This is a genomic window from Candidatus Nitrospira neomarina, assembly GCF_032051675.1.
Lineage (GTDB): Bacteria > Nitrospirota > Nitrospiria > Nitrospirales > UBA8639 > Nitrospira_E > Nitrospira_E neomarina.
This window is the reverse complement of the sequence record NZ_CP116968.1, coordinates 3,305,179-3,318,837: the sequence shown is the minus strand read 5'-3', so window position 1 is coordinate 3,318,837 and position 13,659 is coordinate 3,305,179. Positions and strand designations below refer to the sequence as shown.

The following is a 13,659-nucleotide window of genomic DNA, read 5'->3' as shown; positions in this document are numbered from 1 at the left end:
GTACCCTCCAGTAATTTTTACTACCCTGGCAATCCTTCTCCTTTTGGAGTGAAGTTTTAGGAACCGGCCTGTGAAGGAAAGACACGTGGAGAGCGTCCGAAGGCTTAGTGGGCAGTTTTCGAGAAGCTGAGCCTGATTGATGTGTTTGGCGCGAATAAACCGTATGGTTTTGCTCCGGTTTCGTGATGGCACATTCTCACATTCAGATTAAGCCCAGCCATATTAAGAGCCTGTATTGTTTCAGACAGATCCTAAGGGTATGCCTTTCTAAGCATGGGGACTTTTTTTGTCTCCTTGTCTAGCGGTGGCTATGTATAATAGTCAAAGAATTACATGACACACGAATGGATAGAAGGGACTTCGTGCTTCCTCATTCAGTCCTGATTGATGAGAAAACCATTGAGGCGCGGGTTGGCGAATTAGCCAAACTGATCGCAACCGATTTGCCGTCCCGACAACCCATCCTGCTTGGATTGTTGACCGGAAGCTTTGTTTTCCTGGCTGATCTCGTGCGACACCTTTCCCACCATGGTATCGAGCCCCAAGTCGAATTCATAAAAGTTTCGCACTATGGTGGCACCAGTGAGGCCAGCGGGTCAGTCAGCTTTCTGAAGGAGGAGCTCCCTCATATCACAGATGAAGTGGTAGTGGTCGTCGATGATATTTTCGATTCGGGGTTCTCATTGCTCGCGGTCAATGAACATCTGAAGCAACAGAAACCGGCCTGGGTGCGTTTCTGTACCCTCTTGGATAAGCCAAACCGCCATCAGGTGGCTCTCAGGGCCGACTACGTCGGATTTGAGATTCCGGATGTCTGGATCATTGGGTATGGTTTGGATTTAGGAGGTGAGGGACGGGCATTACCCTATTTAGCGGCAGTTGAGCGGGAGGGCCAGGAAGGCCACAAATAGGGTGTTGAGAAGGATCATACGGAAATTATAGTTCGAGCCCTTCTCTGTGCCACTCCTTGTCATCCTGAGAGCAACGAAGGATCTGAGCCCAGCCCAACCACGCCATGTCTCAGCCAAATGCTTCGGGCGTCTGCCCTGAACGGAATTGAGGGGCTCAGCATGACCATTTTGTTGAGGGTGTCTCCCACCGATTTTTTGTCATTATCAGACGTTTAATGGACTCCATCAGGATTCATCTGCTCAGAATGATGGGGGCTGTAGGACGGAGACCCTATATTCTGTACGATCTAAAAACTCCCAATGCTACAGTCTTCCGGCATGGTCCTGAATTTCACCAATGAGTTTTTCCTTTTCTGTGTCTGACAGGAAACTGGCCTTCACGCCATTCTTGGCCAATTGAACGATGTCGGTGGGCTGGAGATTGAGCGCGCGCTGGGCGGCGAGATAATTGTCGGTAATGTACCCCCCAAAGTAGGCAGGGTCATCGGAGTGGATCGACACGCATAAACCTCGTTGGAGAAGCACCTTTAAATTATGGTGATCCAGTGAGCGGAACACTTTGAGTTTCACATTGGAGAGTGGACAAACCGTAAGAGGAATTTGGGTGTGAGCCAGATGCCGGACCAGGGATTCATCCTCCAGACAACGGATTCCGTGATCGATGCGGACGACCTTGAGTAGCTCGAGGGCCTGCCAAATATATTCCGGAGGGCCTTCCTCCCCGGCATGAGCCACGGTCAGCAATCCTTCGGTCCGTGCGCGGTCGAAGACATCCAGAAAAAGCTCCGGGGGACGTCCCTTCTCGGAAGAATCGAGCCCCACCGCACATACCCAGTCGCGATATTCCAGGATCATATCCAGCGTCTGCCTGGCAGAATCGGGAGGGAGATCGCGAAGGAAACAGGGAATCAGCTTGGAAGTGATTTTCAGCTCGGTGCGAGCTTGTTCGAGTGCGGCGTGAATTCCTGAAATGACGGTGTGAAAGTCTACCCCACGGTTCATATGCGCCTGGGGGTCAAAAAAGATTTCCACGTGGCGGACATGTTCCTTCTCCACGCGTTTCAGGTAGGCCCAGGTCAGATCAAAGAAATCCCGTTCATGTCGTAAAACCTGTGAGCCTTCATAGTAAAGATTTAAGAAGGACTGGAGATCTTGAAAGTTGTAAGCCCGCTTCAGCTCCTCACTTGTCGCAAAGGGAAGAGAGAGGCCGTTACGCTTCGCGAGATCGAACATCAACTCCGGTTCGAGGGTCCCTTCGATATGAAGGTGAAGTTCTACTTTGGGAAGTTGAAGAATCCATTGTTCGAGTTCGTTCTGATTCATAGGCTAACCGGTAATTGGGGATTGGTCCGTCCTGACATGATCTTCCCAAAACGAATTGAGCAGATGTTTTATTTTATGCCAGCAACAAGAATGCTGAAAGAATACTGAGTTATGTATCCGTGTAGAACCCATTTGGCAATTCCACCGTTGCCGCCCGATTAGTGCAAACGGCGGTAGATGTAAAGAAGGTGTGAAGACGATGGTGTCGGCCCTCGATCCCGATCCATCGGTGTACCCATCATTCCTCTGCAAGCTTACAGGAGGGATTATCACAAAATATCAGATCCTCAGGAACTACCAGGCTAACACTTTTACAGAGTCCTTGAAAGATTGGTGAAATTTGTAGGAATCGAAAATATGGCCCTCACGGGGAATCAGGCCTTTTCGCCATTGTCAGAGATCCAATTTTCTTTATTCTACTGAATCTCGCTCACGTCCGGAGAGTTTGATCTTCCCCAAGACCCAGTAAACAACACCCATCCCCAGAACTCCCATGAGGACGATGGATTCTTTCCATGAGTACTCTTGATGGCGAACGACGTTGCGAAACACATGAAATTTTTCCTTAGCGGTTAACGTTTTTTGACACACGACATGTCTAGTGCCAATGTTTGTACGCCCGTATATGGAAAATTTTTGGAACAATTGCTGGAGATTCTCAATTTCCAAATGCCGGACTTGAATCCGCGGACAATATCGAACGACTTCACAGGAATAGGTATTGACAGCGTGTCGAACAAAGATCGTATCGCTTCCCCGTAGCCGCTCCACGAAAAGACCGAGTTCATCAAAGAGTTGTTTCTTCACCGCCATGTTATTCGTATGCCCGTAATAGATTTCTTGCTTGTCGCTAGTAAACACATATTTGTGCTTTTCATCCTCATAGTCTGCAAACAGAGACAGAAGAATAGAGTCTCCCGCAAATGTCCTTCGACCAAGAACAATACTGAGATCCGGCTTCTCCATGGCCAGCATGATTTCGTGCAACCAATCATGGGAGGGGACACAATCCGCATCAATAAAGGCCATAACTTCGCCTTTCGCTTCCCGAAGCCCGCGATTCCTCGCGGCATACGAGCCCTGCATCGTTTCGTGCAGCAATTGAATGCCGGGATATTGTCGCACGGTTTCAGCGGAGGTGTCCGTAGAATTATTATCGATCATGAGAATTTCATATTGTTCCCGAGGATAGCTTTGCTGAAGCAACCCTTCGATACATCCCTTGATATACCGCTCTGAATTATAAAAAGGAACGATGACAGAAACCTTGATCATAATTTGCCAATGACCTGACAGGTAAAAGGAAATAACGGTGCTGTCTAGTGATCAAAGATGTATTCACAGCCATCGACATCTCCCTTCCTGATGTCGAAGGCCAAACGAATAATAAACGTCTTATGCCCGATCCACATCCAGCCGCATCTTCTGTAGTAGCCACCGACATTGCAGATCCTTGAACGGTTTCATCCTGGCCATGAAGTCATGAATTTTTGAAAGAAGGGGTAGTAGATGGGAAGACTGAACGGGTTTGTTGATCCTCATTACGAGTGTTCGACAACACCTGCCCGTTCATTGCCCCCTGACTTGAGTGGGGGGTTGTACCCGGTCCCGGGTTGATAGTGGATTTCTCCACGGTCTAATGCTCCCTGGTAGCCACCGGAATACTGCCATTCCTCCAGAACGGGTTCCCCATATTGTGTCACGTAGGGAGCTTGAGCTTTCCGTTGAAGGTAGGTCGGCCCTCCATAATTTTCTTCAAAGGGTCTGTAGAAATTGTGCTGCGGGTTGGGAACGTATTCGTATCCTGGCTGAGGCGGATTATAGCCGGGAGGGGAATAGCCCGGCGGGAATACTACGGGGGCTTGTTGCGTGGCGGGAGAGGCCGCGCCTGCCGCTTGTCCACCGCTCCCATAGAGCAACAAGACCCACGTCATTATGATAGAAGCTGCCCTCGCCAAGGAGAAAGACCGGAGAAATCTTTTCACCACCATGATGTTCCTCAATCAATAAGGTTAAAAATGGTTCTTCCGAAACGATTTGCGTGCGACCCACTAAAAAATTCGCATACAGAAAGAGGTGAAGTCAACGGCATGAAACGACGGCATGCCGGTTGTTGGACCCGTCAGTTCTGCACCACGTCTAGTAGCTTTGTCTGACCCATTATGTGTTGCCCATCAAAGATGCAACGAGTCTGGTGAACGTGAGCTTGAATAGGGATTGGCTTGGAACCATCAGATTTGATTGGCCACGTTCGCACCCCTGGTTTTCTCCCGCGGCAGGGAGGCCCTGAGTCGCCTCGACGATGAGCCACGAAGGGGTTAGGGGCCGAGAAGCCACACCGCTGGCACGGTAAACCAGACGATTTGTGATCCTTTGGAATAGACACTCGTCGGGCACTGACGGTTTTCTGGGGCACGAACGTGCCAAGGGCCACCGGCCGAGTCATATGACCCGGCTTCCATGGCCTTAATCCTGATGGGTGACTGGTGCGCCTCAGGCCACGAAGGCGACACTGAATCCAATGTTGGCCCAGGTGCGAATCAGGTTCATGATCGCAGAGAGAGAAGAAAAGAAGGCTGAAAAAATGAATGACCAACAACGGAGGAGTGCGCCGACTTGACAGAGGCTGCTCATGGGTGACCCCTCTACCTTAGAGATTCACCCGGCTTCTCCTATTTTTTTTCCGGCTTGTATCCCTTATGGCATATTTTCGGCCAGATGATTTTCACGTAATTCCTCTTCTTCTAAGTAGTACTGACCTAGTATGCCTAAGACATATTGATGGGCTTCCGTATCTGATGAACCTGCGGAAATGTGTTTGGTAAATGCAGGTGAATGTTTGTCACTCGAAGCAAACTTACGTGCTTTAGTATCATCGCGTCCTTTGGCCGTGACGATTGTCCCATCTTGTAAGACCGGGTTAATCGGCAGTGAACTTGGGGCAGTCATCACGCGCACATTCAAAATTTGGTCATAATTTTCTGGAATGGTAATTTTATGGGAAAAAAAAGCGGTTCCTACAGGATTATTCTCATCGTCTGACTGTTGACCAAATGCGATAAACTCTGAGGAAGAGGGCCGTTTTCCCTTTGGATGTAGTTTGCTCCAATACACCGGATTTTTAATCGTCACGTCTACGACTTTCAGAAACTTGCCAGATGACCGTTCAAAATGTCCCCCAAATAATTTGGCTTGAAAGGTTGTGCGAGTATTGTTTAATTCCCGTAAGGCAAATCGTTCGGTTGGCACCAGGGTGAAATAGGGGTAGAGAGGCTTTCCTCCTCGATTATCTAACATCTGGGCATGGCGATAGCTGTCTTCACCTTCTTTGTCTAAGGATACTTCCCAAATACCCTGGAATCGATGAGGGGCCACATACATTGGTAGATGACTAAGATAAATTGGGGAGGTCGCTTCTGGGGAACGATGACTCACCACTAACATACCGTGGATGCCGAGTTCTAAAGGATTGGGTTGTTGAATCATGCCCACAGCCTCTTTAGCAAAGTGGCGAACATATTCATCAACATCCTTTTCTGCAACTTTCTGTAATAGGGGAACGGCTGGAGTCGCAGGGTGGCCGATTCCGCCCAAGGCTTGGGCCGCGCGTATTCGTGAGGGGACGTCTTGTTCTTGTAGCGCGTTCATATGGGCAGAAACTTGAGGCCCGTGTGTCCCAAGTGGCTGAATATCATCTGCCTGGACAAAGCCTTGAACCCCATCTTTGCCACGCACGAGATGAAAACTACCTGACTCCTCCTCCAGGAGTGCCACTTGTGTTCCAGGTTCCCATTCACCATCAGGAGGCAGGCCTTGCTGAGGACTGGTTAGGTAATACGGTGTTTTCCTGACTACCAGGTGCGTATGATCTTTTCCTTCTCCATTTCCTGGTTGATCCGATACGAAGGAGAACTTTGGCAGAATGTGGGCTTTTTCACCTAACAACTTGGTCATTTCTGCAGACAATCGGTCATACAAATCATGTGTGGGTGTTCCAATAAATTGAATGTTCGGTCTCCAGAGGTAGCGAGGGTTCCCTTCCTGGCCCTTGGTTTTAAACAGTTCGTGGGTTACGCCATAAACATTCCGTTGAAAAATTTCAAGTTTGGGGAAGACTTCCTTTTGGAGCCACTGTTCAAATTCTTCTTCCGGCGTATCAGGTTGGAGAATCACTAAGTACGTGGGTTGATAAGATTGAGGGGACAGGGGCTCTGCACCAACCTGGGTAAGACCCGTAAAACTCACCATTATCATAAGAACAAAATGCCACCTTAGAAGCTTTGATGTAATCATTTTCATGACAACCTCCCTGTTAGCATTGAGATACGCTTTATGGTCACGCAAGCTCTGTGCCTCTTTCTCGGTACCTAATTCTTGAGGTTATCTAGGCATTTCATTTAATTTTTTGAAGAATAGCGATCTCGTATAACCAGAAATGGAAAGGGGGGGAGATTATCTAATGAGATACGATTAAGTCACAAAAGGATACATTTGTTAAAAGACATATCTCACGTTTCTTCAGTCGAGTCTTTGAAACAGGCATGAAAAAATCTTCCATCAGACAATGAATATCTAAACTAAAATGTCGAAAGATTTGTGTCCATCGGCGCCGAAAAATAGTTAGTCTTTGGGTGTGAGATGCAAGAAAGATCGCAATATTGGAGAAAGACTTGATCCTTAGCGGGCTCAAAAGCGACAAACAACAAACGGATCCCAATCGGCTCAAATTAGGCATCATATCTTTTCGCATGATGCCCGAACTTGAAATCCGGCTGTTTTGTAAAAATCCAAATTAGAGATTACGTCTGTTGTTCTATGCTAAGTCGCACATGGACTTGCTTCGTTTCCGTAGGCACCCACCCTACCCAAAAAATGAGATTGGGTCATGAACGTAGGGACGAATTGGGAAACTGAGCCTGTTTTTGGTTAGTAAAGATTGGATTAAAAAAAAACAATCGGTGGACTCCGCCATTCCGAAAACCCCATCGCCGGAAGTCTTTCGCCGGAAATCGCTTTAGGCTACGCTGATGAGAATGCGGTTGGGGCCGTCGGTCAGAAGGGGGTAAACGTTCGCGCCGGGTATCCGGACCCCGCCTGGGCGGTAGGGATTGTGATCGCGTCTAAATCCCATTTCGGTTCCATTGATGGTCACGGTTTGCACCATCGCTGGTGCATCACCGGCAATGGAGAAGATCACAGTGATGGGTTTTCCATCGATGACAAAGGTAAAGCGTAATCCATCTAGTTGTTTCGGCAGGACGGGATCGATGACGACATCGTCATACGACAGTCTCAAGCCCAAAAAATTGCTGACGACTTGATTGATCAAGATGCCGGGTCCACTGGAGTAGATGCGCCAACCCCCTTTCACCCGAACGTGACCTGCCCGCAGCGCATCCCAAAGCTGTTCGGCCTCATCACGATCACGCACATCCGCATCCGAGCTACTGAAATAGGCATTGCTTTGCCGTGTGACCGCATTGGAGACCTGATCCTGAATCGTAATCGGTAAAATCTGCAGGATCCCATCGTAGGCTTTTTCGGCTTGGCCGATTTTACACATCGCTTCGATATAGCGGATGTGGGCGTGGACATATTGCAAACCGATCTCACGCCCGAAATGAGCCGACTCTTCGGCCCGACGGAATAGCACCCGCACCCCGCCTTGATAGGACACGGGTGTGTTCATGAGGCGGACACCGTCCGGGAACCGTAAATGAGATTCGATGAGCTGCAGGTGAGCTTGCACTTGCTCAGGAGTAAATAACTCGCCAATCATGCTGCGGGTCATCGGCAGCAGCCGGTAGTGAATCTTCGTGCGCGTATCGCTTGGGTGAATGATGGGTTCTATCCGCCCATCGGGGTGACGATAGCCAAATCCGCTGACAACTTCATCCGGTAGAAGATGCTGATTAAAGTCTGCTTTGATGCGCCCGGCTAACTGGAGCAGCCGTTGTTCATCTGTATGGAGCCCGGCCTGCTTAAAGGCGGTACCCAATTGTTGGAAAACTTGATAGGTTAAGGCGACCGTCCAGGTGCTGACCATATGCTCGCGCATAGCGGATTGAGCCGGTTGAAGGGTATCGTCCCAATCCCCGGCGCCGTAGGCTGATAACGCCGTACCCGGGATAAAGCGGGATTCGATGGCGTCAATCGTGCGCCGAACATGGCGTAATAGAGTCGAACTGGTGGGACTGCGAACAAACGTTGCTATGTCGGTATAGGGCAACTCAATTTCCAGGATACTGAAATCATTGCTGGCTTCGAGATACATCGCCAACGCTTTCAAGGGCCAAAGGATGATGTCCCCATGGCTCTCTGGGTGCTGGATGTTGGCGAACCGGTCAAACATAAACCACTGTGGCCAATCAGCCGTCTTCTCATATTGCTGGGCAAAGACCGTTAACAGGATCTGTTTCGCTTCAGGATGGTGTTGGGTGGCTAACAGGAGTTCGATCGGGCCTTGGCAGACATCGCGGACACCCCATGCCGCACCGGAAAATTGTTCAAGGCCATGGGGGGTCGTGTAGTGCACCATGGCATTGTGGACGTACCAGTAAAAGATGTCATTGAGTTTGTCACACAGCGGATTCGTCCTGGTGAGGGATAGGTGAAATTGTCTTCCAAGTGATTGCCAAAATGACCAGCCGGCTTGTTGGTCTAGCTTCAGATTTGCCGACTGAGTCTGATATTTCTTGCATAGGGTTTTGGCGTGATCCGCGTTGACGATTGAACCGGTGATCGCCAAAGAAAACGTCTGCACCGGTTTTGTACGAAATGTGAGATAGGGAAGTTCACGGGACTGGTGATCGGAAAACAATTCTTCATCTGTCCCGATGTGCTCGACCTTGGCCGGCTCTGACGTGGTGAGAAAGAACACGGAATCCGGATATCGTTGGGCCATCTCCGTACTGGCATGTGGCCTCAAGGTGGCGGTGGCTGTCCGGGCATCAATATCGATTTGGCCTTGATGATCCAGTTCATGGTTACCCAGAACCAGATTGCCGAGGATGACGAAGGTATTGGCCTGATCGGACTCGATATTCACAAACGCTGCGGCGTCTTCGGGGCTGACCCAGGCATCGACCACAATCCATCCCTGATCGGTCTTGTAACGCCATCGGCAGGAGTGCAAGCCGATTTCATAACACGACGGCATCCCGAGAATATGATACGTGGCGCCTCGCTTGATGAAAATGCGCAGGCCGCTCGTTTTGAAGATGTTGAATGGAGTTCTGGTGATCGATAACAGTTTGTTGAACGACGTGTTGCCAATGGTGAGATGAGAGTGAAAGACGCCGGCCATATGCGTGGTGGAACTCAGCCCATCGTCCTGCGGAATTCTGGCGCTCCCACTGCGCAAAATATGGCCGTGGGGGCGTTCGACGAGCCGCTCTTTGGCTTTTAATACCACGTGGGTGGCATCCGCATAAAAAAACGACAACAATGTTCCATCCTGGCCTTCCTCATGGCGTCGCCGATCCATGTATAGGGCTTGGACCTCGTCCTCGGTTACATCCTGTCCGGTCAGCATCTGAAGGTTGTGCAAGATCGAGTCGGCGGCTGGTTGCGGCGTGAAAACGCGATCGGGTGGTTGTTCTTGTAATTGTTCGATACGATTTATCGTGGGCCGAATACGATCGGCATCAGCGGCCTGGCTGGGCTCCGGATGGTGCGGCACATATTCGGCATAAAACGTGACCGATCGGGACTCACCAGGAGCAATCCGGAGGATATCGGATTGCAAACCGCAGAAGGCCATTTCATATTGTTGTTTGACACTCACGAGACAATCCTGTGTGAGTCCAACCGGGGTATTGGTGTGTTTATACGCCAATCCATAAAAGGCCAGACCATCGGTCACGAAGCCTCTGGTATGGGTGGTACTCCCCTGAATCAACCAGGGATGGTGATCTCCGCAGGCTTGATTCTGGCGTGAACAGACGACAGGACCGTATTTGTCGTGGGTCAGAACATGGTGGTCAATGTAGTGGCTGCAATACGCTTCATTGTTTCGGACCGCCCCTTCGTGGGCCAGGCCGATATCCTGGGTATAGATCACATCGCAAAGACGATCCGTCGAGGCGGTGTTGCGAATGTCGATAGTCCAAAACCACAGCGTGGCCTCCGGGTGGATCGTCAGTGAACACGTATAAGCCAGATCCTGCCAGTTCCCTTGCCATCTGGCTTGGTGTGGTGCGTACGCGAACGCACTGGGTGACGAGGGTCCGATCAGCGGGACGAACGTGATTGAATCAACCGTACGGAGGCGTAAATAGATATTGTTCAATGATCCTTCAAGCGGGTTGCCCAGTATCTGATTAATCATCACCTCATGACACATGGCCCGGAATAACCCGCCATTCTGAAAAAATTCAAAGACAAGGCCGCTTGAGTTGGCTAGCTCAATCGTTTCAAGCTCGTTTCGTGATCGAAATGTCGACATATTGTCTCCCGATGGTTCTGACGCAAACAAGCGTTCGAGACGAAAAGGATCGCACTGATTCTAATGAATAGGCAGCGAAGGCGTAGAATATCTCAGCATGAGATGACTTGTCTCACACCAACATCTTCATCTGCTTCTTGATCCTCGCTAGCACTCATTTATTGAATGCCGTTGCCTTAAAAGCCCAATTCTTTACCGATTACACTGCGGCTAGTATCCAAGGTGATTCTTTTGGCAACTTTACATCTATTTCCTCTCCACCACCAAAACCATCCGGTTAATGAACACCAAATTCCTTCATTCCAAGTCCGCATAAATCCAGTATTTTGGATGCTCATTTCCGATACGAGTTTGGAAACACTCCTTCTGGAACCATTTTTGGGATGAGACGGTTCCGACCTCTTCACCTAGACAAGGAGGGTCGGTCGAATTGGTGTGCTGTTTCCTTAATAACCCTCCTGTTTCAAATATAAGAGCCTTGTCCGAACGTGTGCCCCATCTCCGACCAAACGTTTTATCCTTAATCCACCTTGAGTTTGAACCGAAAAAGTAAAGGATTTTTAAAGAATCCTTTGTCTTCTTTATTTTTCGATAGCAAAGTCATCAGAAGCAGGGTAAGGGTGAAGGATTTTTTATGATCGAACTCCGAACCATGTAAGCTTTTTCCTCCTAAATTCCTTAATCTGGGAGCTATCACAGCTGATTGGTAGTCTAGCCATGCTGGCCGCCTTGATGGCCTTTACCGATCAATTGAAATTTTTACCTATATTAGAAGGCTAGTCGAAGGAATCCGCCAGATCTTGGGGCTTGGTCTCATCACCTGGACTTGGTGAACAACGTGAAAGAATGGCCTGCAGCGGTGGCTTGGAACAATTCCCAGGGATGAACATTGGTCGGATCATCGGAACAGATTTCCATGGATAGCGGTCACTGTGGTTTACGGCCTAGAAAATAGGTCAAGGAGAGCTGTCAAGTATGTCGGTAGGAAATAGTTTGGAAAAATCTGGGAGATCTCATTGCGTATCTATTTCATCAGCCTCTTCATCTTTGGGGTTTTGGCTGTAGTACTGAGTATCAAAGATGTGGCCATAATGCTCGCATGGAGCATCTTCATCGTCGGTCCACTCATTGTCCCTCTGTTATATTCTGCCACGATTTTCGTCTATCTTGCTTGCCTAGCTCCGCTAGTCGTGTGTTGGAACAAAGAACGCCTGCTATGGCCAGGGGTTCTCTTTTCACTAGTCTTATGCACAGCGGTGGCGTTTCTTCCAAGCTGGTTATCTGAAAAGCGAGCAGCGTGGATGACCGAACGCATTACGGTGAATGATTTTCGTGCCACTGCTCCCGTTACGGGACGGAGTCTAGAGATCATCCGTGAGAGCGACTACACACCTCAGGTCGCCTGGCGACCGTTTGCGAAAGACTCTTGGGGAGAAGTGTGGGAAACGCTCCTTATAAGCGGACAAGTCGATTGGATACGGTTTTCTACACATCAAGATGGTTTAACCCCATCAAAGATTGGAGAGGTTCAAAAGACTTCCTACTTCGAGCCTGTGAAGGGCTACCATTGTCAAATTCCCGGTCTTCCGGTTCAAGCCGAACAACACTGTATACGGCTAGTGAAAGATCCCCATTTGGTCGCGGATATCCAAATCCTCTTCCATGACATGAAGAGAACTTTCCCTTTTGAACCTGATGCGTTTTGGCTGATCAAGCCCGTGAGGTGGAGAATGGTGAGCATACAGAATCGTCAAGACAATGCGTACCAAGAAGTATTTCGCCAATCTGAATCGACGATTCAAACGATTTTCAGGCCTTTGGTGTTTCAGCCGGAAGGCTCGGGAACGAGCAGCGCCGGCACAACAGTCATGTGGTCGATCGGAAAACATTATAATGCCATCAATTTAGGCGCGATCTTGAAGGATCTTGGTTATGATCTGTCAGGTATCGAAAAAGGCAAGACCAAGCGACAAACTTCTGAAGACTTGAAAGGACCTCCGACCGAGGAACAACGCCAGCTTGTACTGTGGATATTAGAGCAGCCAGGCCATGAACCCTTCAACCAAGAGCAAAGCCGGGTCATTAGTGACTGGATTGCACGGGCGAGTGGGTATGAAGAATGGACGCCAGAACGTATTGCGTTTCTTCGCAAGATTATTCGCGACCCCCGTCTCACATTTGCGTCCAATTTCGATACAATCTTTCGACGGCATAAAGAGGTCACAAAAGCGCTCCTTCCTGATGTGCTGGACACGATTGAGGCCAAAGGGATCGATCGTCAACAAAATGCGGCATACAAGGGAGGGTTTGCACTCAAGTATCTCAACGCGGATTTACTAGCACCTCATGCCAATCGGATTCTTCAGCTCATGCAATCACGTCCTGGAGAAACCCGTGAACAATTGCTCTATGTGGTTGGAAAGATCGGTATAAATCCAATCCCGATTCTTGGCTCAATAAATTTACAGAACCCCGGACAATATACGGCAGCCCAAATCAAAGGACTGTGCCGAGCGGAACTACGTTGGAGCGAGGACATTCTTTCAGTGTTACGGCCTTTGATCACATCAAATGAGTTACACAAAGAGCGCGCCAGCCCATACGAACAATATGTATTAAGGGCGTTGGCTAGACACGGTGATTCTATGTATGCCAAAAAACTACTGGATCAGGCGCATTGGTCGAATAGTGGCAGTATACAGCGGCAAATATCCTCGAACTTAAACCGGTATAGAAATTCCGAGATCCATTGTGCGTAAATAAGGTATTTAATCCACGGGTAGAAGACAGGCAGGATTTGCCTTAATAAATGCTCCAGTACAGATTACAAAAATAGGGTCAGACTGGATTTAATGCGACCTTTCTAGCACGCTTCAGTTAGGATGATATAAATGGTTAATTTAAATGGTGGGCGGTATAAAGCCGAGAGGACCGCATAACAAAATAATCAACCCGGACTGACAAACTCGCAGCACAAGT

8 protein-coding genes are annotated in these 13,659 nt (G+C 49.0%); 3 read left to right on the top strand and 5 right to left on the bottom strand.

Going from position 1 to position 13,659, the window contains the following annotated elements; translation table 11 throughout:
• The first annotated feature begins 362 nt into the window (after positions 1-362).
• Complete coding sequence (gene hpt, locus PQG83_RS14230; RefSeq protein ID WP_312742326.1) at positions 363-911, top strand: hypoxanthine phosphoribosyltransferase; 549 nt, start codon at positions 363-365, stop codon at positions 909-911.
• A gap of 303 nt (positions 912-1,214) precedes the next feature.
• Here the strand turns inward: hpt and PQG83_RS14225 are convergent, their stop codons facing one another.
• Together PQG83_RS14225 and PQG83_RS14220 are read right to left on the bottom strand one after the other, a co-directional pair.
• Positions 1,215-2,234, bottom strand: a complete 1,020-nt coding sequence (locus tag PQG83_RS14225; RefSeq protein WP_312742324.1) for an adenosine deaminase — start codon at positions 2,232-2,234, stop codon at positions 1,215-1,217.
• A 411-nt stretch (positions 2,235-2,645) separates the two neighbouring features.
• Positions 2,646-3,509 (bottom strand): glycosyltransferase family 2 protein, encoded by an 864-nt coding sequence (locus tag PQG83_RS14220; RefSeq protein ID WP_312742322.1) that lies wholly within the window; start codon positions 3,507-3,509, stop codon positions 2,646-2,648.
• Between the two features lie 47 nt (positions 3,510-3,556).
• On the opposite strand from PQG83_RS14220, the gene PQG83_RS14215 reads away from it, so the two are divergent.
• Positions 3,557-3,691, top strand: a complete 135-nt coding sequence (locus PQG83_RS14215; protein ID WP_312742319.1) for a hypothetical protein — start codon at positions 3,557-3,559, stop codon at positions 3,689-3,691.
• Positions 3,692-3,775: 84 nt separating this feature from the next.
• On the opposite strand, the gene PQG83_RS14210 is transcribed toward PQG83_RS14215, so the two are convergent.
• The 3 genes from PQG83_RS14210 to PQG83_RS14200 all read right to left on the bottom strand — a co-directional run bounded on the left by PQG83_RS14210 (position 3,776) and on the right by PQG83_RS14200 (position 10,680).
• The gene (locus PQG83_RS14210; RefSeq protein ID WP_312742316.1) at positions 3,776-4,168 is read right to left on the bottom strand and encodes a hypothetical protein; all 393 of its coding nucleotides are present in this window, start codon (positions 4,166-4,168) and stop codon (positions 3,776-3,778) included.
• Between the two features lie 763 nt (positions 4,169-4,931).
• On the bottom strand, positions 4,932-6,488 hold the full coding sequence (locus PQG83_RS14205) for a HEAT repeat domain-containing protein (RefSeq protein WP_312742314.1): 1,557 nt from the start codon (positions 6,486-6,488) through the stop codon (positions 4,932-4,934).
• Positions 6,489-7,248: 760 nt separating this feature from the next.
• Entirely contained in the window at positions 7,249-10,680 is a 3,432-nt protein-coding gene (locus PQG83_RS14200) for a GH36-type glycosyl hydrolase domain-containing protein (RefSeq protein WP_312742312.1), read from the bottom strand.
• A 1,091-nt stretch (positions 10,681-11,771) separates the two neighbouring features.
• Between PQG83_RS14200 and PQG83_RS14195 the strand changes: the two genes are divergently transcribed.
• Positions 11,772-13,439, top strand: coding sequence for a hypothetical protein (locus PQG83_RS14195; protein WP_312742310.1), 1,668 nt, complete (start codon positions 11,772-11,774; stop codon positions 13,437-13,439).
• Positions 13,440-13,659: the final 220 nt, after the last annotated feature.

Bases quoted from the DNA above. Each gene is read 5' to 3' on its own strand.
- PQG83_RS14220 (WP_312742322.1), bottom strand. From the start codon at position 3,509: ATGATCAAGGTTTCTGTCATCGTTCCTTTTTATAATTCAGAGCGGTAT.
- PQG83_RS14195 (WP_312742310.1), top strand. From the start codon at position 11,772: ATGCTCGCATGGAGCATCTTCATCGTCGGTCCACTCATTGTCCCTCTG.
- PQG83_RS14210 (WP_312742316.1), bottom strand. From the start codon at position 4,168: ATGACGTGGGTCTTGTTGCTCTATGGGAGCGGTGGACAAGCGGCAGGC.
- PQG83_RS14225 (WP_312742324.1), bottom strand. From the start codon at position 2,234: ATGAATCAGAACGAACTCGAACAATGGATTCTTCAACTTCCCAAAGTA.
- PQG83_RS14200 (WP_312742312.1), bottom strand. From the start codon at position 10,680: ATGTCGACATTTCGATCACGAAACGAGCTTGAAACGATTGAGCTAGCC.
- PQG83_RS14205 (WP_312742314.1), bottom strand. From the start codon at position 6,488: ATGATAATGGTGAGTTTTACGGGTCTTACCCAGGTTGGTGCAGAGCCC.